This window comes from uncultured Sphingomonas sp. (assembly GCF_913777625.1).
Classification (GTDB): Bacteria; Pseudomonadota; Alphaproteobacteria; order Sphingomonadales; family Sphingomonadaceae; genus Sphingomonas.
Genome location: NZ_CAJYTI010000010.1, coordinates 306,948 through 331,106 on the forward strand (window position 1 = coordinate 306,948; position 24,159 = coordinate 331,106).

Annotated in this window: 18 protein-coding genes; 13 read left to right on the plus strand and 5 right to left on the minus strand. The window is 66.8% G+C overall.

Annotation, left to right across the window (positions count from 1 at the left end; all coding sequences use genetic code 11):
• Window positions 1-340 precede the first annotated feature (340 nt).
• The 5 genes from QZ814_RS06505 to QZ814_RS06525 all read left to right on the plus strand — a co-directional run bounded on the left by QZ814_RS06505 (window position 341) and on the right by QZ814_RS06525 (window position 7,285).
• Window positions 341-1,429, plus strand: a complete 1,089-nt coding sequence (locus QZ814_RS06505; protein WP_294330326.1) for an acyltransferase — start codon at window positions 341-343, stop codon at window positions 1,427-1,429.
• A 112-nt stretch (window positions 1,430-1,541) separates the two neighbouring features.
• Window positions 1,542-3,842 (plus strand): TonB-dependent receptor, encoded by a 2,301-nt coding sequence (locus QZ814_RS06510; protein WP_294330327.1) that lies wholly within the window; start codon window positions 1,542-1,544, stop codon window positions 3,840-3,842.
• A gap of 130 nt (window positions 3,843-3,972) precedes the next feature.
• Window positions 3,973-5,880 carry a CocE/NonD family hydrolase gene (locus QZ814_RS06515; protein WP_294330329.1) on the plus strand — a complete coding sequence of 636 codons (1,908 nt, stop codon included), beginning with the start codon at window positions 3,973-3,975 and terminating at the stop codon, window positions 5,878-5,880.
• A 205-nt stretch (window positions 5,881-6,085) separates the two neighbouring features.
• A complete protein-coding gene (locus QZ814_RS06520; RefSeq protein WP_294330331.1) occupies window positions 6,086-6,640 on the plus strand; it encodes a hypothetical protein in 555 nt (184 codons plus the stop codon).
• 183 nt (window positions 6,641-6,823) lie between these two features.
• Window positions 6,824-7,285, plus strand: a complete 462-nt coding sequence (locus tag QZ814_RS06525) for a hypothetical protein (protein WP_294330333.1) — start codon at window positions 6,824-6,826, stop codon at window positions 7,283-7,285.
• 75 nt (window positions 7,286-7,360) lie between these two features.
• Here QZ814_RS06525 and QZ814_RS06530 read toward each other — a convergent pair whose 3' ends face one another.
• A complete protein-coding gene (locus QZ814_RS06530) occupies window positions 7,361-7,876 on the minus strand; it encodes a hypothetical protein (RefSeq protein ID WP_294330334.1) in 516 nt (171 codons plus the stop codon).
• A gap of 25 nt (window positions 7,877-7,901) precedes the next feature.
• On the opposite strand from QZ814_RS06530, the gene QZ814_RS06535 reads away from it, so the two are divergent.
• Window positions 7,902-8,474: a hypothetical protein gene (locus QZ814_RS06535; RefSeq protein WP_294330335.1), complete on the plus strand. Its 573-nt coding sequence runs from the start codon at window positions 7,902-7,904 to the stop codon at window positions 8,472-8,474.
• A gap of 82 nt (window positions 8,475-8,556) precedes the next feature.
• Here the strand turns inward: QZ814_RS06535 and rplL are convergent, their stop codons facing one another.
• Both rplL and rplJ read right to left on the minus strand, forming a co-directional pair.
• Window positions 8,557-8,934: a 50S ribosomal protein L7/L12 gene (gene rplL / locus QZ814_RS06540; protein WP_084580284.1), complete on the minus strand. Its 378-nt coding sequence runs from the start codon at window positions 8,932-8,934 to the stop codon at window positions 8,557-8,559.
• Between the two features lie 60 nt (window positions 8,935-8,994).
• On the minus strand, window positions 8,995-9,510 hold the full coding sequence (rplJ, locus tag QZ814_RS06545; protein WP_294330336.1) for a 50S ribosomal protein L10: 516 nt from the start codon (window positions 9,508-9,510) through the stop codon (window positions 8,995-8,997).
• Between the two features lie 540 nt (window positions 9,511-10,050).
• Here rplJ and QZ814_RS06550 point away from each other — a divergent pair.
• The 3 genes from QZ814_RS06550 to QZ814_RS06560 all read left to right on the plus strand — a co-directional run bounded on the left by QZ814_RS06550 (window position 10,051) and on the right by QZ814_RS06560 (window position 12,582).
• Complete coding sequence (locus QZ814_RS06550; RefSeq protein WP_294330337.1) at window positions 10,051-10,827, plus strand: hypothetical protein; 777 nt, start codon at window positions 10,051-10,053, stop codon at window positions 10,825-10,827.
• 81 nt (window positions 10,828-10,908) lie between these two features.
• The gene (locus QZ814_RS06555) at window positions 10,909-12,204 is read left to right on the plus strand and encodes a SidA/IucD/PvdA family monooxygenase (protein WP_294330338.1); all 1,296 of its coding nucleotides are present in this window, start codon (window positions 10,909-10,911) and stop codon (window positions 12,202-12,204) included.
• A gap of 96 nt (window positions 12,205-12,300) precedes the next feature.
• Window positions 12,301-12,582 carry a CopG family transcriptional regulator gene (locus QZ814_RS06560; protein ID WP_294330339.1) on the plus strand — a complete coding sequence of 94 codons (282 nt, stop codon included), beginning with the start codon at window positions 12,301-12,303 and terminating at the stop codon, window positions 12,580-12,582.
• A 584-nt stretch (window positions 12,583-13,166) separates the two neighbouring features.
• Here the strand turns inward: QZ814_RS06560 and QZ814_RS06565 are convergent.
• A complete protein-coding gene (locus tag QZ814_RS06565; protein WP_294330340.1) occupies window positions 13,167-15,008 on the minus strand; it encodes a methyl-accepting chemotaxis protein in 1,842 nt (613 codons plus the stop codon).
• A 310-nt stretch (window positions 15,009-15,318) separates the two neighbouring features.
• Here QZ814_RS06565 and QZ814_RS06570 point away from each other — a divergent pair, with 310 nt between their 5' ends.
• The 3 genes from QZ814_RS06570 to QZ814_RS06580 are packed head-to-tail and all read left to right on the plus strand — an operon-like array spanning window position 15,319 to window position 18,268.
• The gene (locus QZ814_RS06570; RefSeq protein WP_294330341.1) at window positions 15,319-17,364 is read left to right on the plus strand and encodes a hypothetical protein; all 2,046 of its coding nucleotides are present in this window, start codon (window positions 15,319-15,321) and stop codon (window positions 17,362-17,364) included.
• Window positions 17,361-17,864 (plus strand): TadE family protein, encoded by a 504-nt coding sequence (locus QZ814_RS06575; protein WP_294330342.1) that lies wholly within the window; start codon window positions 17,361-17,363, stop codon window positions 17,862-17,864. The genes QZ814_RS06570 and QZ814_RS06575 overlap by 4 nt, the downstream gene beginning before the upstream one ends.
• Window positions 17,861-18,268, plus strand: coding sequence for a TadE/TadG family type IV pilus assembly protein (locus QZ814_RS06580; RefSeq protein WP_294330344.1), 408 nt, complete (start codon window positions 17,861-17,863; stop codon window positions 18,266-18,268). Before QZ814_RS06575 ends, QZ814_RS06580 begins: the two co-directional genes overlap by 4 nt.
• Window positions 18,269-18,334: 66 nt before the next feature.
• On the opposite strand, the gene QZ814_RS06585 is transcribed toward QZ814_RS06580, so the two are convergent.
• Window positions 18,335-20,980 carry a TonB-dependent receptor gene (locus QZ814_RS06585; RefSeq protein ID WP_294330346.1) on the minus strand — a complete coding sequence of 882 codons (2,646 nt, stop codon included), beginning with the start codon at window positions 20,978-20,980 and terminating at the stop codon, window positions 18,335-18,337.
• Window positions 20,981-21,293: 313 nt separating this feature from the next.
• On the opposite strand from QZ814_RS06585, the gene QZ814_RS06590 reads away from it, so the two are divergent.
• Window positions 21,294-24,128, plus strand: coding sequence for a TonB-dependent receptor (locus QZ814_RS06590; protein WP_294330496.1), 2,835 nt, complete (start codon window positions 21,294-21,296; stop codon window positions 24,126-24,128).
• The last annotated feature ends 31 nt before the right edge of the window (window positions 24,129-24,159 follow it).

Consider the following 24,159-nt stretch of genomic DNA (forward strand, 5'->3'; position numbering starts at 1 on the left):
ACGGAGGGCCAGAGCGGGGATATAGGGGGTGGGGCAGGGGATGTCAAAGCCTGTCCGCGCCGGCCGATCGGCAGGTCAAGACGTTCCCCGCCGGCCCCGCCAGGCGCGGGGCGCCAAATTCGCCAAGCAGCCTAGGCACTTGGCAGCAACAATCTGTTGCGCCGCGGCGGAGTTCGTCGCTAGAGCACGGCGCAGGCTATGGGCCGGATGAAGGCCTGTGCTAGGCACCGGACAAGCCAGGGACCCGACACGACGGTTTCCAGCGACATGGTATGCCGCGCAGCAGGGAAGCGGCGTTCGAGGACCGGCTTCGGTTCGGCCACGGGTGCAGGGGACAAGTGTGGGATATTTCCTTTCAGACCGTGTTTTGGATGCGAAGCACAACAACCTCACCCTCGTTCGACTGATTCTGGCAGCATCCGTCATCTATTCCCACTCGCTGGAAGCGACGAATGGGATGGACGAGACCATTGCGCTCTTCCACCAGCCGATGTCCTGGTTTGCGGTCAACGGCTTCTTCGCGTTGTCTGGCTTCCTGATGTACCGGAGCCTCGAGCGGAATGCCTCGATCGGCAGCTTCGCCCTTTCGCGCTTCATGCGGATCTGGCCGGGCATGATCGCGATGTGCGTGATCGTGGTGCTGCTGTTCCTTCCCTTCACGACGGTGTCGATCGGGGCCTATCTCACCGGCAGCGATACCCTGCGGTTCCTGATCTACAACCAGCTGACGCTGGGCTGGTATTCGCTGACCGGCGTTTTCTGTGGCGGAAGCGGCGAACCGTGCAACATCAACGGCTCGCTCTGGACGATCCCGTGGGAGATCCGCTGCTACGTCATCATCGCGGTGCTGGCCAAGCTCGGGCTGCTGCGAAGCAAGCCCTTCCACCGGTTCGTGGTGCCGGTCAGTCTGGGCGGGGCGCTGCTGTTTCTGTTTCCGCCGGTGCATGCCTGGCTGCAGGGCATGCTGCACGGGCACCTCTATTTTCTGGAGCAGATTGCCCGCCTGTGGACCGCGTTCCTGCTGGGCGGCGTGGCCTATGCCAACCGGCACCGCATCCCGCTGTCCTGGCTCGGCGCGCTGGCACTGCTGGTGCTGGTGTATCTGACCCGATCCCTGTTCTTCGGGGACATTCTTCGCAGCATCGCGGTGCTCTACTGGGTGCTGTGCGTCGGGTTCCTGGCCGCCGGCAAGATACCGGGCGCGCCGCGACTGCCCGATTTTTCCTTCGGCACCTATATCTACGGCATGCCGGTGATGCGGCTGATCCTTCTCCTGGTGCCGGCGATCGAGGGGCATCTGCTGGCGCTCGCCACCATGGTGCTGGTACTTCCCTTCGCCGCCTTCTCCTGGGAAGCGATCGAGCGGCCGGCGCAGACGCTGCGCAAGCGCTTCCGCAAACCGCGCGGCGCCGCGCTGAAGGCGAATTGAGCGCGGCCCGCCACCGAGTGTCCCTTGGATCAGGACATAAAACCATCATCGCGTTGCAGTGATAGTTTCATATTTGAGCCCCAACGGCCTCCCCGAACCAGGGAGGGTCACCATGAACAAGAAATCGGGTCTCGTCGCCATTTTGCTCGCCACCGTTTCGGCGACGGCGGTCCACGCGCAGGATGCGCAGCAGCAGCAGGAAGCGCCGGGGGGTAGCGACATCATCGTCACTTCGCAGAAGTTCGAGCAGAAGCTCCGCGACGTGCCGATCACCATCACCGCCGTCACCCAGGAGACGATGAAGCGCCTCGGCGTCGACGATCTCGACGAGGTCGCCGCTTATGTTCCCGGCCTCAACATCCAGGAGCAGAGCGCCAACAATCCCGGTATCGTGATCCGCGGCATCACCTCGGACAGCGGCTCGGCGCAGCAGGCGGCACGCGTGACGCTCTATTATAACGGCGTCGATATCTCGCGGTCGCGCGGCGCGTACCAGGCGGTCTACGACGTCGACCGCATCGAAGTGGTGAAGGGCCCGCAGGCGACGCTGTTCGGCACGGCCTCGACCGTGGGCGCGGTCAGCATCATCTCGGCCAAGCCCAAGCCGGGCGTCGAGGGCGAGGTGACCGCCGGCTATGGCAACTACAATGCCTATCTGGCGGGCGGACATCTCAATGTCGGCAACGACGTGATTGCCGCGCGCATCGCCGGCGAGTGGAAGAAGCGCGACGGCTATGTGAAGAACCTGTCGACCACCCAGGGCGACCTCTACGCGCAGAACCAGCTCGGCCTGCGCGCCTCGCTCCGCTACACGCCGACCAGTGCGCTGACCGTCGATCTGGTCGGCACCTATGACCGCCAGCGCAACAGCGGCACGGCGTTCGTCTCCAAGCGCTTCGCGACGTCGCAGGGCCCCGGCGACCCCTTCGGTGCCGCCAACCTGTCGGGCTCGCCCTTCTCCAAGCAGGTGCTGGGCAGCGACAAGCTGGGTCTCACCCGCGACGTGTATGACGTGAACCTCACCGCGCGCTACGATCTGGGCGACGGCTGGAGCTTCACCACCGTCAACGGCTATCGTTCGTTCAGCTCGCTCGAAGTATTCGACGCCGACGGCTCGGCCGCCTGGTGGCTCGAATTCGCCGAGGGCGCCTATGGCTCGCAGCTGAGCCATGAATCGCGCTTCGCTTATGCGAACGACCATTTCCGCACCAGCTTCGGCTGGAACGTGTTCCACGAGAACAACCGCCAGGAAGTGCCCTTCTCGACCGAGGAAGGCATCTACCTGCAGTGCGCGGCCAACCTGATCCCGGGGCTGGGCTGCATCTCGTCCACGGGCGTGGTGACGGCCGCGCAGGCGACGTCGATCCTCACCAAGGGCGCGGCGACGCAGATCCCGTACAGCTCGATCTTCACCAACAAGGGCATCAACGACCAATATTCGATGTTCGGCGAAGCGACCTGGATGCCCAGCCACAAGCTGGAGCTGACCGCAGGGCTTCGCGCGATGATCGAGCAGCGCAAGTCGGGCTTCGTGTCGGTCGCCCCCAATTCGGTGCTGTCGAAGGCGCCGCTGATTCCGGGCCAGACCACCACCAAGGGCACGCTGTGGAGCCAGGACAGCTTCCAGGCCTTCCTGCCGCGCTTCAACGCGCTGTACCGGGTGAACGATGCGCTCAACCTCTATGCCACCATCTCGAAGGGCCGCCGTTCGCCGGTGGTCAACCAGGGTGCCGCGCCGGTCGTGGCCTCGGTGATCCCGGAAGAGACGGTGTGGAACTATGAGGGCGGCGCCAAGCTGTCGCGCGGTATGTTCAACGGCTCGATCGGGGTCTATTACCAGAAGTATCGCAACTTCCAGATCAGCCGCACCGTCACCGACGCGAACGATCCGTCGGGCCGCCCGGTCGGCACCAGCATCACCGAGAGCGCCGGCACCGCCAGCAATCTCGGCTTCGAGGCCGAGGGGCAGCTGCGACCGACCAACTGGCTGACGGTATTCGGCAATGTCGGCTTCATCGACGGCGGCATCGACAACACCAAGGCGAACGGCATCTATGCCAACAACCGCTTCCGCCTGCAGCCGCGCACCCAGTGGGCGGCCGGCTTCACGGTCGACGCGCCGGTCGGCAACGGCATCCGCGTCTTCGCGACGCCCAGCGTGACCTATCGCAGCAAGATCTTCTTCGAGATCCCCAACAAGGAAGCCATTTCGCAGACCAAGTACACGCTGGTGAACCTGAAGGCGGGCGTCAGCTTCGCCGAGGGCAAATATGAGGTCGCCGGCTATGTCCGCAACGCGCTCAACGAGAAGTATCTGCTCGACGCCGGCAATACCGGCGGCGCCTTCAACGATCCGACCTACATCCCGGGTGAGCCGCGCTTCTACGGCGTGCAGCTGACCGGCCGCTTCTGATCGGCCCTGGAGGGGCGGGGCAGCGCCTCGTCCCTCCAGCTTTTTCGCCGATCAAAATGCATGGGCAGGCGCTTCCCATCGCGCCAATGTGACACTATCACCCCGGGCTTCGGTTCTCTGGGGAGACATCATGCAGCTTCGTACCCTGTTTCTGGCCGCCCTCGCGACGACGGCGCTGGTTCCCGCCGTGCACGCCCAGCAGGCGCAGCCGTTCAACGACATCCCGGCCAAGTTCGTGCTCCCCGAAGGGCCGAAGGACTATATCCGCCGCGAGGTGATGGTGCCGATGCGCGACGGCACCAAGCTGTTCACCACCATCGTGATTCCGAAGGGCGCCAAGAACGCCCCGATCCTGCTCACCCGCACGCCCTATGATGCGTACAACCGCGTTCGCCGTACCGACAGCAACAAGATGCTCTCGGTGCTGGCGCAGGGCGACGAGGTGTTCACCCAGGCCGGCTATATCCGCGTGTTCCAGGACATTCGCGGCAAGTATCGCTCCGAAGGGGATTTCGTTGTCACCCGCCCGCCGGTCGGCCCGCTCAACCCGACCAAGGTCGACGACACGACCGACGCCTATGACACGATCGACTGGCTGGTGAAGAACCTGCCCGAATCGAACGGCAAGGTCGGCATGCTCGGTTCGTCCTACGAAGGCTGGACGGTGGTGATGGCGCTGCTCCATCCGCACCCGGCGCTCAAGGTCGCCGCGCCCGAAAGCCCGATGATCGACGGATGGATGGGCGACGACTGGTTCCACCACGGCGCCTTCCGCCTGCCCAATATCGGCTGGATCTCCGGCATCACCGGCTACAAGGCCGGCGGCCCGACCCCGCCCAATGGCGGCTGGGACGATTACGACACCTTCCGCAAGGTCGGCTCGGCCGGCGACTGGGCCAAGCAGTACGGCTATGACCAGCTGCCCTTCTGGCAGAAGCTGAGCCAGCACGTGTCGTACGATGCCTTCTGGCAGGGCCAGGCCCTCGACAAGATCCTTGCGGCCAATCCCTCGAACGTCCCCACCCTGTGGGAGCAGGGCCTGTGGGATCACGAGGACATGTACGGCGCGATCCATGCCTGGGAGGAACGGCAGAAGACTCCGCAGGCGACCAACAACTTCCTGCTGATGGGCCCGTGGCGGCACTCGGGCTTCAACTATAACGGCTCGAAGCTCGGCGAGCTGAACTTCGAGGGCGATACGGCGCTCCAGGCGCGGCGCGACATCCTGCTGCCCTTCTTCAACGCGCATCTGAAGGACGGCGCGCCGTCCTATACCCCGCCGGTCGCCAGCATCTACAACACCGGCGAGAACCACTGGGACTTCCTCAACAAGTGGCCGCTGGGCGCGCAGCTGACGCCGCTCTATCTCGGCGCCGGCGAGACTGCGGGCTTCGCGCAGACCGGGGCAGGGGAGGACAGCTATGTCTCCGATCCCGCCAAGCCGGTCCCGTACCTGCCGCGCCCGATCAACTTCAACGACGGCCGCTGGGGCACCTATCTGGTCACCGACCAGCGCTTCGTCGACGGGCGGCAGGACGTGCTGAGCTATTCGACCCCGGTGCTGAAGGAGGCCGTACGCCTCTCCGGCGTGCCGCTCGCGGACATCTTCGCCAAGACGACCGGCACCGACGGCGACTTTGTCGTCAAGGTGATCGATGTCTATCCGGACGAGATCGCCTCGGCCAAGGAGATGGGCGGGTTCCAGCTGCCGATCGCGATGGACATCTTCCGCGGTCGCTACCGCAACTCGTTCGAGCATCCCTCGCCGATCCCGGCGGGCAAGGTGCAGGAGTACAAGTTCCGACTGCCGGCGGTGAACCACACCTTCCTGCCGGGCCACCGGATCATGGTGCAGATCCAGTCGACCTTGTTCCCGGTCTATGACCGCAACCCGCAGAAATATGTGGAGAACATCTTCTTCGCCAAGCCCGGCGACTATCAGAAGGCGACGGTGTCGATCGTCTATGGCGGCAAGCAGGCCAGCTCGGTGCTGCTGCCGGTGGTGCCGGTAGACCAGAGCGCGGCCAAAGCGCGTTGATCGATGCGGCCGCCCCGCCGCGTGCGGGGCGGCCGTCATCCGGCGAGGCCGGCAGCGGCGGGTTCGCCATACATGCCTGGTATTACGGGGAAATCCCTAGGCCTTCTGCGTCCCTCTGCATTCTTCCTTAACCTCCTTCCGATTGAATTGCAGCCGATACAAGCGGCGGCTGAACCAGGCGCCGCACGGGCAGGGGCGCAGTGCCATGAGGGTCGCGGACATTCGGCGGTATCTTCGTGAGACGCTGGAGTTCTTCGTCTACTTCCTGTTCATGACGGCCCTTGGCGCGGCGATGTATGTGCTCGTCAATTACGCACCCCAGGCCAATGCCCGCTGGTATATCAACACCTGCATCGCGATGGCGGTGTTCACCGGGCTCTACGCGCTACGGATGTTCGGGCGCTATCGCAGGGCGATGCGGCGCTTGGCGGCGCTCCCGGACGATCTTGTCATCGGGCCGCGCGAGCCGCAGCGCGACGAACTGGTGACTCTGCAATGGTCTGAGCGTATCGCCTCGGAGCGGCTGGAGGCACGCGGCGGCGACCCCGAACGGGTTCGGCTGCTCGAGAAGCTGGAAGCGGTGGAACTTGCCTATCGCGAGCGCTGCGCCGAGCTGGATATCGACCCCGAGCAGGAGGAGACGGCGACGATCGATCCGAACCTGTCGCTCGAGGCGATCCGCGCGCGCCTTGCCGCGCGCATGCTGCGACTTGCAGAAGTGGATGAGGCGGATGTGCGGCCGCCGATTTTTCGGTCCTGAGGCGTTCCACCTGCCGCGCCTTTAGGATTCATTAACGTGCTCGGTTCATGATGCGGATGCGAAGAGTGCGCCGGGCGGGGGTGACAACGCAGGAGCGGCTCGCCTGATGGGATTGCGTTGATGAAGCCCGAATCGGTTCGCCGGTATCTCATGACCTCGCTGGAATTCGGCGCCTATTGTCTGATGATGACGCTGATCAGCTATCTCATGGTCCTGCTGGTTTTGCGTGCGCCGCACCCCAACAGCGGAATCTATATTAGCGTCGCGATCCTGGCCGCGATTCTGACGGGTATCCACGCCGGGCGGATGTTCCGTATGTACCGGGTCGCGCTGCAGCGTCTCCGCGCCCGGGCGAAGAAGAAGGACCGACCGCGCCACTGGTCGGACCGTATCGCTGCGGCCGAGGCGGTGCGCCGCGAGGACGGCCTGCGCGCACGGCTGGCGCGCGACGAGGCGTCCCCCGCGCTGCAGGCGATCCGGTTGCGGATCGCCGAGCGCATGGCGCGCGAGGACCGCGAGCGCGAGGAATTCGAGCGTGCCGAACGGGACCGGATGGAGCGCGAGCGGCTCGATCGGGTGGATCGCGCGCGTGTCGCGCGGATCCGCGGTGAGGTCGAGCGCAAGATGAGCCGCAACAACCACTGATCTTGTCGCGACCACAGGCGGCCGCAGCAATAGACTGAACTGTGGCCGGTGCAGCGGCGGTTCATCTGCGGATCGTCAGCACGCGCAGGTGAGATCGGGGATCCTTCCAGCACTATCGGCGGCCATCTTGACGGGGCTGGCCTCGGCGCCGGCAGCGGCGCAGGAGCAGGCGGCGCCCACGCCTGTTCCGACGCCTGCATCCACGCCCCAGGCCATTCCGGGCGTGCTGCCCGAGCGCTTTCGGTTGCCGGGGACGGAGCCGAGCCCCGCGCCTTCGCCCGTGCCGATCGTCACGCCCGTGCCGGTTGCGGTTCCGACGCCGAGAACTACGCCGGCTCCGCCCCGTCCGCATGTCGCATCGTCCCCCGCAGGACCAGCCCGGGCCTCGGCAACGCCCACGCCGCCGCGGGCAAGGGCGCCGTCGCCGCCGCCGACAGGGTCGCCGGCGATCGAGCGGCGGCCGGCAGCGACTCCGCCGCCTCCTGCCGGATCCGCGTTGCCGCCGACCGCAACGCCCGTGGCGCGCTGGCCGTGGCTCGCCGGGGGCGCGGCGATCTCCTTCGCGCTGGCCGGGTGGGTCCTATGGCGCAATCGTCGGCGCACCGCTCCGGAGCCGGTGATCGCGGCGCGCCTGGACCCCGTCGATCCGCCGCGGCCCGCGCCGCCGCCGCGTCCACGCGATCGCGCGATACCCGATTCCGATACCTCGCCCTTCGCCGTGCGCGTCGCCGCCGGGCAGCTCCGCTTTGCCGAGACCGAGCTCCGGTTCGAGCTGGAGCTGGAGATCACCAACACCCGGCCCCAGCGGGCCGAGGCGCTACGGCCGGCACTGGCCCTGATCAGCGCGCATCCGGGCCAGGATCGGGACATTGCCGCCTTCCATGGCGCGTCTGCGGGGATGGCGCAGGCGGAGGCGTTCGATCTCGCGCCCGGCGCTGTGCTGCGGCTGCCGGTTCGGATGGTGTTGCCGCGATCGCGGATCCATACGGTGTCGCTGCGCGGCCGCCCGATGTTCGTCGCGCTGCTGATGCTCGATCTGCGCTGGCGTGCCGGGCTCAGTATTCGCCGAAGCGGGACGGACTTTCTGATCGGGAGCGCCGGTGCCTCGGACAAGCCGGGCCCGATCTGGCTTGATCGGCCCGCACCCGCTGCGCTGGCGGCTACCGCGTATCGCCCGGCCGCGCTCTAGTATTGGCAACAAAAGAAAAGGGCGGCCTGTTGCCAGGCCGCCCTTTCCATGTTTCGAGGCCTTGAAATCGGCCAGGAAGCACTTACTTGATTTCGACGGTCGCGCCGGCTTCTTCAAGCTGCTTCTTGATCTTCTCGGCTTCGTCCTTCGACACGCCTTCCTTGACCGGCTTCGGGGCGCCTTCGACCAGCGCCTTTGCTTCGGTCAGGCCGAGCGAGGTGATCGCGCGGACTTCCTTGATGACGTTGATCTTCTTGCCACCGTCGCCGGTGAGGATCACGTCGAACTCGGTCTGCTCTTCAGCAGCCGGAGCAGCGGCGCCACCAGCGGCCGGGCCGGCAACGGCGACGGCAGCGGCGGCCGAAACGCCCCACTTCTCTTCGAGCAGCTTCGAAAGCTCAGCGGCTTCGAGAACGGTCAGCGCGGAAAGCTGGTCGACGATTGCGTTGAGGTCAGCCATTGTAAACTCCAATCAGTTCAAAAGTTTCGGGATAAGATAACGGTCGCTTGAAGCCGAAGCTCAGGCAGCCTGCTTTTCGCTGTGTGCCGCAAGCACGCGGGCGATCTGCGCCGCCGGTGCCTGGGTGATGGTGGCGAGCTTGGTCGCGGGTGCCACGATGAGCCCCACGAGCTTGCCGCGCAGCTCGTCCAGCGACGGCAGCGAGGCCAGTGCCTGCACGCCAGCCGGATCCAGCAGCACATTGCCCATCGCGCCGCCGACGATTTCGAGCTTGTCGTTCGTCTTGGCGAAGTCCGCGACGACCTTGGCCGCAGCCACGGGGTCGACGGAGGTGGACAGTGCCGTCGGACCCGTCAGCAGGTCCGCGAGCACCGCATAATCGGTGCCCTGGGTGGCAATCTTGGCGAGCTTGTTCTTCGAGACCTTATAGGTCGCGCCGGCTGCACGCATCTTGTTGCGCAGGTCCGTCGACTGCTTGACGGTCATGCCGAGATTGCGGGTGACAACCACCACGCCAACCTCGTTGAAGGTGCGGTTCAGCTCGGCAACGGCGTCGGCCTTCTGGGAACGATCCATGCCGGTCTCCTCATACATGAGGCTGCCTCCCGCGAACGGACGGCAACCCCGGTTAACGACCCGTGCGAACACGGGCCAGGCGCATTTGTCCGAGGGGAAGGATCGTCACGAGGCCGGGGAACGCATCCCTGGAGCGTGACCCGGAACGCATAAAACCAGCTGCGCAGCTGCGCGAGACTGGCGACGTCGCCGGAAAATTCTGTCCCCGTCTAGGCGAGAGATTAAGACCGGCATATTCCGGTCCCTCGCTGTCTCGGACGGATTCCTTCCGAAGAAGGAGCCGCGCACATAGCCGAATCGGCAGGGGAGTCAAGCGACGCGCGACCGGCGGACGATCGCCCCTGCACGGCGCGGTGGCAGGCCGCAGCCCTGGCGGAGGGGTGTCCCGGCCGGTGGCGCAGGCCTCCCGTACCAGCCGGGACACCCCGCCGCCACCGCCCCTGGCAGCGGTCGCTTCCGCTTGCGGGGGAGGATCTTGACAGAACAAAAAAGGAACACAATCTCCCCACCCGGACAGCGGGCGGCAGGGGAGGGCGGAGCATGCGCGGCACCAGGACGCAGCGGAACCGGGAGAACCAGCGCTTCCTGAAGGCGCTGCGCCGTACCGCCAACGTCACGCTCGCCGCCGAGCAGGCGGGGCAGACGCGCAAGACCTTCCAGAAGCGCCGCGCCCGCGACCCCGATTTCGCCGCCCAATGGGACGCAGCGCTCAGCTTCGCCGAGGCCCAGCTCGCCGCGGGCAGGGGCGCGACCCCGCCCGAAGGCGATGCCGCGATCACCGGCGGCGGCGAGTATAGCGTGCGCGCGTCGCGCGGCCGGCGCCTGCAGGTGCGCCGCGCGCCCAAGGGGCTGCTGACCACCGAGGGCGAGCGTCGCTTCCTCGTCCATCTCGCCACCACCGCCAATGTCCGGCTCTCGGCCGAGGCGACCGGGATCGGCTGGAATGCCATCTATGCCCGACGGGCGCGCTCGCCCGCCTTCGCCCGCGCCATGGAAGCGGCGCTGCACGAGGGCTATGAACGTCTGGAGCTGGCGCTGCTCGACAATGCGCTCCACGCGCTCCGTCCTGACGGGGAGGCGCTGGCGGACTGGGAGGCGCGGCTGGACGAGACCGAGCCGCTCACCCGCATGACCCCGCGCGAAGCGCTGCTGCTGCTCGGCTATCGCCGCCCGGAAATCGTCGAGGGAAAGCCCCATGCCGGCCTCCCGCTGGCGCGCACCACCCGCGAGGAGGCGGAGGGATGGCTGACGCGCGCGCTGGACCGGATGGAGGGGCGGCGGAAGCGGGATGGGGGAAGATGCACAGACGAACACTAGCGCAAATGCCGTGCAAGGCTGACGAATACCTGATTAAATGTCCCGATCGACGGAGGGGTAACGAAACGGGGGGAAGAAATCGTGGCACGGATTGCAGTTGTGGGGGGTGGGCCGAAGGCGGCAGCACTCGCTGCCCGATGTGCAGTATTACGAGATCGGTTGGGGAGCGGCCGGGTTCCCGAACTCATTATATTTGAACGTGAAAGAGTTGGCGCCGCATGGGATGGAGACGGCGCGTTCAGCTCCGGATTTCTCACGCTCTGCACGCCGGGGGAGAAGGATGTCGGTTTTCCCTATGGCGAACAGGGGCCCGGCGATCCTTTCGGTCCCCTGCTTTCTTCCGACCTTTTTGCCCGCTTTTCCTGGCCAGCGTTCCTGGTGGCAAACGATCTGTACGCCGATTGGGTGGACCGCGATCGTGCCCACCCGAATCATGCCCTTTTCGCCAAATATCTCGGATGGGTATTCGAGCAGGCGGGACAGACGCTGGTCCAGGCGGAGGTCAAGCGCGTTTCCAGGGTTAACGACAAATGGTGCGTCGAATCGGTAAAGGACGGTTGGCGAAACCCGATGATCGTGGATGGCGTCGTGTTGACCGGCTGCGGCGATGCGCGTCGCTTGGCGGGGCAGGAAAAAATTGCTCCCGACCGGGTGTTCGATGCGGCCAGCTTCTGGCCCAATCGCGCGCGCTTCCTAGACGCCGGCCCGCAGAAAATCGTGGTTGCGGGCAATGGTGGCTCTGCGGGAACGATCGTGGCATGGCTTGCCGAGCGGTATCTCGAGAATGACAAGCAGATCCACTCGATAAGTCCCATGGGAACGCTGTTCCCGCGCGGGGACGGCCATGCCGAGCGGCGCTGGTTTTCCGATCCTTCCGATTGGCAGAGCCTGACGTTGGCGGATCGGAAATTGCTTCTCGAACGGACTGAGGCCGGGGTCATCTCAATGCGCATCAAGCGCGTGATCGACGGGTCCGCGAAGATTCGCTACGAGATGGGCAAGGCGCGCAGCGTGGCGATCGACGCCGACGACATGTTGTCGATCGATGTCGAAACACCCTCCGGCAGTTCCACCGCGATTGAAGCCGACCTTCTCGTCAACGCGCTGGGGTTTGATCGCTGGTCGCTCCTCAAGCTGGTGGATCATCCAGCGGCGGCAGCGGCTACGGCACCCGGCGGCAAGGGAAGTCCTGCGCAGGACTTGCGGGATTCGATAGAAGCGAACATCGACCGATATCTGTCCATGCCGGCGGACTTCGACTTTCCGCCGGGCCTGCACGTCCCTGCGCTGGCGGATTTGGCGCAGGGACCCGCTATGTCGAATCTGGGCGCGCTTGGCCTGATGGCAACCAAGCTGCTCGCGCGATATGTGCAGTAACCGAGAGATTAATGAGCTTGTAAGATTGTGGAAAGGTGTATATATGTATATATGCCTTTCCCACGTCGTGATCGACTGGGGGGAAGGAGATTTATTGTGACTGATGAATTGGTTATGCGCTCCGTCTACCTGCGCCCGTCGGATGACGCGCGCCTTCGTGAGCTCGCCCATCGGCTGAACGTCACCAAAAGCGACCTGATCCGTTGTGCGATCGGGCTGAAGCTCGCCGACTGGCTGGTTGCCGACGATGCCAGCATTTTGCGGGAGGTCGAGATGGGCAAGCGCGGTGCGTCGGGTCGACGTTCCGAAAAGAGTCCTGCGCAGGAAAAGGGCGTCCGTCCCGTCGCGGTGTTGCCGCAGAAGGAACCCACCGTTTGACGCGCGCCGTGCCATAGGGCCGAGATCTCTCTTCCGCTCCGTGCGCGCCGCATCTTGCACCAGTTCGATGGTCGTCGGCCGAGATGCGACGAACGAAGCTGGCCGTCCATATTGCGCCCACTTCGTCCATATTCGCGATAAGGGCGCGCGGGGCGGGGGGACGCCGGCGCGGCCGACATGGTCGCCAGGCCCCGACCGAAGTAGCGAATGTCTCTCGACCCCGCCACGCCCGGCCGGGACGTCGAAGTGGAACCCGAACGCGGTTCCGCAGGCGCGATAACCGGTCGCCGGGCGCCGGTTCGAGGATCGGCACCGGTGTAGTGCCGGTACCAGCCGTGCCAACTTTTGCCATGCGCCGGCGCGGTTCGACAGCGGCCAAGCGAGCGCGATGTTGTCCAGCCCATGTGGCGTGTCCGGTGCCGCAGCGACGATCGGAATGCGGACGCTGGGGACGCTGCGGGGGACGACATCGTCGCCGGCGGGCTGCGACGGCGGAACTGCCACCCCAAACGCAAACGACGCGGTGCGTTGCCGCGCCGCGTCGTTCGAGAGCATGCCCGCGCCGGTCGCCGGCGGGCGGGGCGTCAGAAGCTGGCCCAGTCCTCCGTGGCCATCGTCACCGCGCGCACCTCCGCCACGGGGCGGTTGCTCGGCGCGAAGGCTGCGGTGGGCGCCGTCCGGGACGGGGCCGCCATCGCGCGCGTCGCGCCGCGACCGGTGTTGAAGCGCAGCGCCTGCGCCTTGAGCGACGACACCTCGGTGTTGAGGTTGCGGGCGGCGGCGGAGGTCTGCTCGACCATCGCCGCGTTCTGCTGGGTCATCTGGTCGATGCTGCCGACCGCGGTCTGCACCTGCGACACCGTCGAGGCCTGGGCCTGGTTGTCGCGCGCCATCGTCTCGAGCAGGCCGTGGACCTCGTTGACGTCGCCGACGATCGCGCCCAGCGCGGAATCCACGCGGCGGACCATTTCCACGGCGGCGTTGATGTCCGTCTGGGTGGTGGTCAGCTGGTCGCGCGCGCGGCCGGCCTCTTCCTCGGCGCGCATCGCCAGCGCCGAGACGAGGTCGGCGACGACCGCGAAGCCGCGGCCCGCCTCGCCGGCGCGGCCGGCCTCCACCGCGGCGTTCATCGCGAGAACGCGGGTCTGGAAGGCGATCTTGTCGAGCCCCTCGATCACCGTGTCGATGCCCTTGGCGCTTTCGGAGACGCGCGACATCGCCTGCATCGCCTCGTCGGCGACGCTGCGGCCGGAGTCGACCACGCCGATCGCGCCGGTCGCGCGCTCGACCGTCTGGGTGCCGGCGGTCGCGGTGTTCTTGATGCGCTGCCCCATCTCGGTGACGGCGGCGGAGGTTTCCTCCAGGCTGGCGGCGGCGGCCTCGGTGCGGCGGGCGAGATCTTCGCTGGCCTGGGCGATCTCGGCCGAGCCGGTGGAGATCGTCTCGGCGCTTTCCATGACCGAGGCGATGAGATCGCGCAGCGCGGCGACGGCGGCGTTGAAGTTGGTTTTCACCGCTTCGTATTCGGGCGCGAACGCGCTGTCGATCGTGGCGGTCAGGTCGCCGCCGGCGAGCTGGTTGAGCCGCGCCTCCAGCGTCTCGACGACGTGGCGCTGGGCCGCGTCGCTTGCCGCCTTGGCCTGGTTCGCCGCGGCCTGCTCGACGGCCGCCTGGCGGAAGACCAGCACCGACTGGGCCATCGTGCCCACTTCGTCGCGCCGGTCGGTGCCGGGGACGTCGACCGCGGTGTTGCCGCCGGCCAGCGCGCGCATCGCGTCCTGCAGCCGGAGGAGCGGGGCGACGATCTGGCTCTTGGAGAGGAAGGCGGCGAGGCCCATCGCCGCGACCAGCGCCACCGCCGCGGTGGCGAGCAGCGTCGTGCGCATCGACAGCGAACGGGCGCTGAGTGCCGTGGAGGTCTGGGCGGTGTCCTTGATGCGCCCGTCGTTGAGCGCAGCCATCGCCTTGGTCAGGCGGGCGGCGGTGTCGTCCGCCGTGACCAGGACCTTGCGGGCGCCCTCGTCGTCGTTGCGCAGCCCAAGGGCGATACTGTTCTGGAGGCGCGCGTGCAGCTCGCGGACGAGGTCCGCCAACGGCTTGAGCGTGTCGGCCTGCTTGGGCTCCGACGTGCTGACCTCGTCGATATACTTCAACGCCTTTTCGAACGAGGCGGCCTCGTCCTTCGCCGCGGCGCGCGCGGTCTCGGATGCGCCGTCATAGGCCATCGCCTTGTAGCCGGCATAGACCATCTCGGTGGCGAGCCGGTTGACGCGGGCGAGCTTGACCGTGTCCGGCAGCCGCGTGTCGACCATGTCGCTATAGCTGTCGTCCGCCTCGAGGAGGACCTTGCCGCCATACCAGGCGACGCCGAGCGTCACCAGGCCAAGCGCTGCAAGTAGAGCGAGGATCTTCCATTGTATCTTCAAATTGGCGAAGGCAGACACGGCAAAGTTTCCCACAGCATGAGGTAGACGCAGGCACGCTTTGATCCCTTGCTCGCCTTATAGGGGAAGGTGCGGCCGTGCGGACGAATCGTATACCCAATTTATCACGTTGAGTTCATGAAGGTGTCGGCAGGAGGACCTTTATGGAGGACTTGGCGGGCCGCATGGTTAACCACGGCATGCACGTAAGAATGCGTTCCAAGCCGATGCAAAGGCGCGATGTTTCTCGAATTTTGCAGCCTTTAACGCTATTCCAACCTGTTTCGGTAATAGGTGGGGCATGAAGCCCCTGATGCGCCTAGGTATTTTTCCGATGGTCGGTGCCCTCGGCGCAGACCTGCGCGGGGCCGTGGCGGCGATCGGGGCGCTCGCGCTCGCGGCGATGCTGGGAATGGCGGCGATCTCGGTCGACCTGGCGCGCGGCTATGCGCAGATGATCGGCAACCAGCGCACCGCCGATGCCGCCGCGCTCAGCGCCGCGCTCGCCTACAGCGCCGCCGGATCCAGCGAGGCGGCGCTGCTGCCCAGCGCGCAGGACGTCACCGTCGCCAACGGCATGACCAATGCGGTGGTCACCGCCGCGGTGGTCGCCGACGTGCCGACCGCCGGTGCCAAGGCGGTGAAGGTGACGGTCACCACCCCGGTGCCGTTCGCCGTCGCCACCGCGCTCGGCTATCGCGGCAGCTACGACGTGGGGGCGACCGCCTATGCCTCGCTCGGCAGCACCAGCCCGATCGCGCCGGTGTGCATCCTGGCGCTCGCTCCTTCGGGCACCGGCATCCAGACCAGCGGCGGCGCGACGATCGACGCGCCGGACTGTTCGGTCGCGGCGGTCGCCAACATCGCCAACCAGGGCACCCGCATCGCCGCCAAGAACATCGTGGCGGGCACCGGCAGCGTGCTCAACGACTGGGGAACGCTCACCACGTCGCTGCTCCGCTATGCCGGGAGCTTCACCAACCCGTCCTGGAACACCAACGTACCGAGCAGCGACAAGCAGGTGCATGCCGCCACGACGCTCGCCGATCCGCTGGACGGCAACAGCGATCTGGCGGCGGCGCGCGCGGCGATCGGCAGCAGCACCGCGCCGGTGGCGATCGGCAATCCCTCGACCCCCGCGGGCGCGGACTGGGTGATCGGCTGGACGCCGTCCAGCAACGTCGCCGGCTATCGCCAGGGCGCTTCGGCCAAGTACGTGATCCCCAAGGGCAACTACACGATCGGGCGGCTGACCATCGACGGCGGGCTGACCGTGCAGTTCCAGAGCGGATCGACGATCACGGTGGCCAATGGCGTGTCGATCGGCGGCGGATCGAGCGTGACGTTCGGCGACGTCAATCTGTCGGTCAACGGTGGGTTCGACAGCGGGTCGAGCGGCGTGACGATGGGCGATGGCAGCCTGACGATCGGCAGCGGCACGATCAGCTTCTCGGGTAGCAACAGCTTCGGCAACGGACCGGTGACGATGAACGGCACGCTGTCGCTGGGCGGCGGCGCGACGCTGGCGCTGGGGACCGGCAACCATGCCTTCGGCGCGGTGAGCGTTGCGGGGGGCAGCTGGCTCAAGATGGGCGCGGGGGACCTCGACGTGCGCGGCGGTCTGGCGATCGACGGGTCCTCGACGATCGCGGCGGGGCCGGGGGCCGTCCGCATCGGCGCCGACGGGTCGGGCCGGGCGATCACGCTGTCGGGCAGCGCGGTATTGCTGATGGGCGACGGCATCTTCAGCGCCGGCGGCGACATCAACACCGCCGGTGGCAGCCGCATCGTGTTCGGGCGGACGGCCAACCATCTGATCAAGGGCAACTTCACCATCGCCGGATCGGCGCTGTTCGGGGCGGGGCGCTATACGGTGGCGGGCGCCATGGTCAACGGCACCGGGGGGACGACTTGGCCCTACAGCTCGCCGGTGACCGGGCAGAGCTATGGGCAGACCCTGGAAGGCGTCGATGTCTCGGGCTACGACATGGCGGGGATCAACGTCTCCTTCGTGCTGTCGGGCACCGTCAATCTTGCGGGCGGCGCCAAGACCAAGCTGATCGCGAGCAGCACCACCGTATCGGGCGGGGCGATCGCGGACCTGCTGATCGACAGCATCACGAGCGATCCGACCAGCTGGGGCGGCGGCGCGCAGAACGTGTTCGTCGGCGCGGTGCATCTGCCCAATTCGGATCTCTCGATGTCCGGCGGGAGCAGCACGCTCTCGGCCGGGCAATGCTTCATGCTGATCGTGCGGACGATCAACGCCAGCGGCGGGGCGGCGGCGGGGTCGGCCTGCGCCAGCATCGCCGGCAGCGGCAGCAGCGGCGCCGCGACGTCGATCGGGCTGGTGCAATGAGGCGGCGGCGCCCCTTGGCGGCGGACGAGCGCGGCGCGGCCACGATCGAGTTCGCGCTGCTCACCCTGTTCTTCTTCGTCTTCGCGCTGCTCGCGCTGGATGTCGCGGGCTATTTCGTCCAGCGCAGCCAGCTCGCGGCGGCGGTGTCGGCTGCCTCGGTCTCGGCCTTCGCCAACCGCACGTCGGTGCCGTTCGACACGCTGCCCGGCTATGTCCAGAACGCCGCGCGGCTGACCCCGGCGCCGCAGGTGAGCATCACCTGCAACGGGGTGGCAGGGGCATGCACCAACAGCAACCGCAGCTGCGCCTGCCTCTCCAAGACCGGGACCTATACCGCCGCGACCTGCGGCAGCGTCTGTACCGGCGGCGCCACGACCAACTCGACCGCGGGCTATTATCTGCAGATCAGCGCATCGTCGACCTATCGGGCGATGGTGCTGCCGAACGGCATGCTGAACGGCACCCCCGTCGCGCAATCCGTGGTCATCCGGCTGCAATGAGGCGGGGACTCGCCTCCGACCCGCGCGGCGCCACCGCGATCGAGTTCGCCCTGCTCGCGCCGGTGTTCCTGCTGCTGCTGTTCGGCATCCTCGAGGTCGGGCGGCTGGTGTGGGTGAAGCAGGTGCTGACCGAGACCGCGTTCAGCGCCGCCCGATGCGGCGCGCTGGGCGCCCCGTGCAAGGCGGCGAGCGACGTCCAGAGCTTCGCCGCCGCGCGTGCCCTGCGCTGGGGGCTGAAGCTCGACGCTACCCAGATCGGCTACACCGCCAGCACCGCGTGCGACGGCAATGCGGGCATGGTGCAGGTGACCCTCAGCTATGCCTTCGCCTCGCCGCTCACCGGCTTCCTGCCGGTGCTGCCGGCGACCGTGCAGGCGCATGGCTGCTTCCCCAAATTGTCCTGACCCCATGGCAAAAGGGCCGGGATCGCTCCCGGCCCTTCCGCGCACCCTCCCGGGGGAGCGTGTGGATCAGAACTCCGCGCGCACCCCGAACAGGAAGGTGCGGCCGTAATAGTTGATCTCGCCGAAGCGGCTCGATGCGTCGTTATAGGTGTAGAGCTTGGCGCCCGAGAGGTTGATCGCCTCGACGCTCAGCTGCACGTTCGGCAGCAGCTTGTAGCCGATGCTGCCGTCCAGCGTGCCGAACGGGGCGGTGTAGGTCGGCGCCTGGGTGGTGCTGCCGGTGCCCGAGAGATACCGATCGCGCCACACATAGGAGAGCCGCGTCGAGATCGGGCCCTTCTCGTAGAAGCCGACCACGTTGAAGCTGTTCTTCGACAGCCCGATCAGCTGGTCGACGATCGGCCGCGCGCCGGCGGTGTAGTTCGCCTTCACCGAGGTGTGGGTATAGCTGGTCTGCATGCCGAGGCCGTCGAACGGCGCGGGCAGGAAGCTGAACACCTGGTTGTAGGCGGCCTCGACCCCGTAGACCTTGGCGTTGCCGCCATTGACCTGGGTGGAGAGCAGCACGGTGCCACGGCCCGGAATGTCGATATTGACGTTCTGCGCGGTGATGTAATTGTCCATCGCCTTGTAGAACACCGCCCCGGTCAGCGCGCCCTTCGGGTTGAAATACCATTCCAGCGCACCGTCGAACTGGGTGGCGAGGAAGGGCAGGAGCTGCGGATTGCCGCCGCTCGCGGTGGGCGCGTCGGTGGAGACGGTGATGCGGGGGGCGCTGTCCGTCACGTTCGGGCGCGTCAGCACCCGGCTGGCGGCGAAGCGGGCGATCAGCGTCTTGGTCAGCTCGGCCTTGAGGTTGAAGCTCGGCAGCCAGTCGTTGAACGTCTTGGGGAAGGCGACGGGGCTGACATTGTTGCCCGTGCGCAGATAGCCCGTCGCGTTCTGATCGGTGTGGACATAGCGGATGCCGACATTGCCGATCAGTTCGACGCCGCCGAGCATCGTGCCATAGTCGAGCCGGGCATAGGCCGAGGCGGTCTTCTCGGTGGTCTTGAACGAGGCGGCCAAGTCGCCGGCGGTGAGCGGCGCGTTGGCGATCGTGTTGTTGAACAGCGCGTTGTAATAGGTGGCGGTCACCGGGACCAGCCAGGTGCGCGGGCTGTTGCCGCCGACGCCCGAGAGGAAATCGTCATAGGGGATCTGCTGGTACGCGCCGGCGCCCAGCGAGGTGAGCGGCTGGCCGTTGGACGAGGTCACCAGATAGTCACGGCGCCAGTAATCGCGCTTGCGCCAGTGATATTCGGCACCCACCGCGATCTTGCGGAGGAAGCCGCCCACGTCATAGGCGCCGTCGAGCCGTGCGAACTTGTCCCAGTCCTTGCTGTTCTTCGGCGCGATGTTGAAGGTGAACAGCTGGTAGTTGGCCGGGTTGGTGACGTCGACCGGGGTGGTGAGCGTCGGGGTGATCTTGTAGCCGGCCGAGCCGTCATAGGTGAGCGGCGCGAAGAACACCGCGCGGCTGCGCACCGTGCCCTCGGCGTTGCTCGGGTGGAAGCTGTGCGCCGACGACCAGTTGAGGTTGGCGGTGACGTGGAAGCGATCGTGGTTCCAGGTCTGCTTGAGGCCGATGGTCAGCAGGTCGTGCCGGTTGAGGCTGTATTCGCGGCTGGCCATGAAGCGCACGTCGTTGATCGTCGCGCCGACGATCGTGTTGCCCTGCAGCTTGATCGAGCTGGGATCGATCTTGGGGGTGTGGCCGGCGACGCTGGTGTCGTCCGGATAGATGTCGAGGCCGAACTCGTCATAGGCGACGTCGAGGCGCGTCGCGAGCACGTCGAGCGTGGTCTCGAGCTCGGGCGTCGGGCGCCACTGGGCGGAGACCAGGCCGGAGATGCGCTTGCGATCCTCGGTCTCGATCGTCGGGCGGGTGCGGGTGGGGGTGTAGAAACCGGGGGCGAGGCCGCCCTGGGCGGGCTTGGTGAACTTGTCGAGGTTCCAGCCGAAGTTCATGAAGCGGTCGTTGCGGACCGACTTGCCCCAGTACTGCGCGCCGACGAGGATGCCGAAGGTGTCGCCGAAGGTGTGGCTGCCGATCAGCGTGGCGTTGGGCTTCACCTTCTTGGTCTGGGTCGTGTAGGTGCCGCGCAGGTTGGCGGTGATCTTGTTGCCGACGTCGAACGGGCGGAAGGTGCGCACGTCGATGTTGCCGCCCAGCGCGCCCTCGGTCATGTCCGAGGTCGGGGTCTTCACCACGTCGATGTTCGAGACGAACTCGGCGGGCAGCATCTCGAAGCGGAACTGGCGGCCGTTCGCGCCGCCATTCTCGACCAGGTCGTTGAGCGCGACCGGGCGGCCGTTGAGCAGCGTGCTCTGGAACTGCGGGCCCAGGCCGCGGACCGAGACGTACAGGCCCTCGCCGCGCGGCCGGGTGATCGCGACGCCGGTGACGAGCTGGAGGGCTTCGGCGACGTTCTGGGTGGGGAACTTGCCGATGTCGGTCGAGCTGATCGAATCCAGGCCATAGTCCGCGCGGCGCTTGGCTTCGGTCGCGGCGGCGAGGCTGCGGGCATAGCTGCCGTTGACGACGATCTCCTCGCCTGCGGGCTGCGCATCCTGCGGCGAGGCGCTGGTCTGGGCATAGGCAGGGGCAAGCGTCGCCAGCGAAAGGGCGAGCGCCGACGTGGCGCGAAGCAGCGCGGAGTGCGGTTGCATGATTGGATTCTCCCTGGACCCTTATTGGTCTTGCCCGCGCCTGTAGGCGCCGACTGCAACACTTCGGCTTCGAAACCTTTTCAGAACGATGAATCCCGCGGCAACCAATGTTGCCAAACGATTACGATGTGCGAATTTGGGAAACATGCGGCTGGCGCAGGCGGCGCGCATGGCCGCGCCGCGTGCAGGACACACTATTTCCAGAATGATGGCAATATGCGGAATAATCACTTGCCATTGCCACCCGTTGAGTCACTTTTGTTACAAAATGCTGCGGGGGGATGTCTCGATCGGCCTCAACAGGGGACGATGGATGATCGAGAAGAAGCGACGGGTATATTGCAGCGCTGCCGTGGCCGCGCTGGCGCTGGGGACCATCACGACGCCGGCCTGGGCGCAGGACAGCGGCCAGCCGGGCACCGGCCCGGCCGAGGATATCGTCGTGACCGGATCGCGCATCCGGCGCAGCCCGCTCGATCAGGACAAGCCGGTCGTCACCGTCGGGCAGGAGGAGATCGCCCGCACCGGCCTCACCGCCATCGCCGATGTGCTCCAGCGGCTGCCGAGCGCGGCGGGCGGGCTCAACACCAAGGTCAACAATGCCGGCAATATCGGCGGGCCGCCGGACGGCACCGGGGTCAGCTCGGGCTCGGCGGAGATCGACCTGCGCTATCTCGCCGCCAAGCGCACGCTGGTGCTGGTCGACGGGCTGCGCTTCGTCAACGGATCGGCGGCGGGCGGCATTCCGGCCTCGGTCGACCTCAACTCGCTGCCGATCAACCTGATCGAGCGGGTGGAGGTGCTGCAATCGGGCGCCTCGCCGCTCTATGGCTCGGACGCGGTCGCCGGCGTGATCAACATCATCACCAAGCAGGCGCAGCAGGGCCTGCGCGCCTCCGCCCAGTACGGCAGCTATCGCCAGGGCGACGGCACCACCCAGCAATATGAGGCGAGCTACGGCATCCAGTCGCCGTCGACCGGCACCTCACTGGTGGTCGGCGCCAGCTATGTGAAGCAGGGCGAGGTGTTCACGCGCGATCGCTCGATCTCGCAATTCCCCAATCCCGGCCAGACCAGCTGCACCGATCCGGTGGGCGGCTGCAGCGGCGCGACGCCGAACGGCCGCTTCGCCGTGCTCGGCCAGAATCTCACGCTCAAGGCGCCGGTTGCCGGGCGGCCGAGCTACCCGTCGGACTTCAAGACCTTCACCAGCGCCGACCGGTTCAACTTCGCGCCGCTCAACTATCTGCTCACCCCTTCGGAGCGCTATGGCGGCTTCCTCAACTTCAAGCAGGCGCTGACCGACAATGTGAACATGCGGGTGAAGCTGGTGTACAACCACCGCTATTCGCGCACTCAGGCGGCCTTCCTCCCGCTGTTCGTCGGCCCCGATGCCGGCAACGGCAATCTGCTCGACACGATCGCGATCGACGCGACCAACCCGTACAACCCGTTCGGGCAGACGCTGTCGCAGGCGAACGGCAATTTCTCGTTCATCGCGCGGCGCATGGTCGAGGCCGGGCAGCGGGTGTTCACCCAGAATGTCGACACCATGTCGGCGACGCTGACCCTGGACGGCTCGTTCAACCTCGCGGGCCGCAAATGGTATTGGGACGTCAACGGCGTGTACGGCGTCAACGACGCGCACCAGCTGTTCACCGGCAACATCAACGCCGCCAGGCTCGCCAAGGCGCTGGGCCCGGTTTCCGCCTGCACCGGCGACTGCGTGCCGTTCAACATCTTCGGCGGGCTGGGTTCGATCACGCCCGCGATGCTGCGCTATGTCGCGTTCGACGAGCATGACCGCAGCTCGCAGCGGCTGTGGGACACCACCGCCAACCTGTCCGGCTCGCTGTTCGATCTGCCGGCGGGGCCGGTGGGCGTGGCGATCGGCTATGAGCATCGCGACCAGTTCGCCAGCTATGATCCCGATGCGGTGATCGTCGCCGGGCTGGGCGCCGACGTGCCGACCAGCCCGTCGCGCGGCGGCTTCAACGTCGACGAGGTCTATGGCGAGCTGCGCGTGCCGCTGCTCACCAACACGCCCTTCTTCCAGAAGCTGGAGCTGGACGGGGCGGTGCGCCACTCCAACTATTCCACCTTCGGCAGCAATACCACCTTCACCGCCTCCGGCCTGTGGAAGCCGGTGGCCGACCTGCTGCTGCGCGGCGGCTATGCCGAGAGCCTGCGCGCGCCGAGCATCGGCGAGCTCTATGCCGGCCTGTCGCGCACCGATGCGACGATCAACGATCCCTGCACCAGCGCGGCGGGCGGTTTCTTCCAGACCAACGCGACCGTGCGCGCCAACTGCATCGCGAGCGGCGTGCCGGCGAACGGCAGCTATGCGGAGCCGACCGGCGGCCAGCTCGGCATCTTCTCGCAGGGCAATACCGCACTGAAGCCCGAAACGGCGAAGACCTGGACCGCGGGCGGCGTCTACAGCCCGAACTGGGCCAAGGGCTTCGCCAGCGCGCTCAGCCTGGAGGTGAACTATTACAACATCCAGCTGAACAACGCGATCGACTCGGTGCCGGCGACGCTGACGCTGCGGCGCTGCGCGTTCAATGCCGATCCGATCAGCTGCGCGGCGATCAAGCGCAATGCGAGCGGCACGATCGCCGGGATCAGCGGGCGGCTGCTCAACCTCAACGCGATCAAGACCGACGGGCTCGACGGGACGCTGACCTTCCGCACCCACAAGATCGGCCAGGGCACGGTGGGGCTGAACGCGAGCGCCGCCTATCTGCTCCGCTACGACGTGCTGCCGCCCGCCGATCTGGGCGCCCCGGCGCTGCGCTTCGCGGGCACCGAGCGCGGCAGCCCGGACCAGGCCTATCCGCGCTTCAAGGGCAATGCGACGCTCGACTGGTCGACGCCCGGCTACGGCATCTCGTTCACCGCCCGCTACATCAGCGGCGTGAACGAGCGCGACGGCGTGCACCGGATGGGCGCGGTGGTGTATGGCGACTTCCAGGCCTATTTCTCGCCGGCCTTCCTGCAGAACCGCACCCGGCTGACGATCGGCGTGAACAACCTGTTCGATCGTTCGCCGCCGGCCTGCTTCACCTGCGACAGCGCGAACTTCGATCCGACGACCTACGATCTGCCGGGCCAGTTCGGCTATCTGCGGCTGTCGTTCGGCTTCTGAGGACGGGGAGGGGCCGGGCACCTACCCGGCC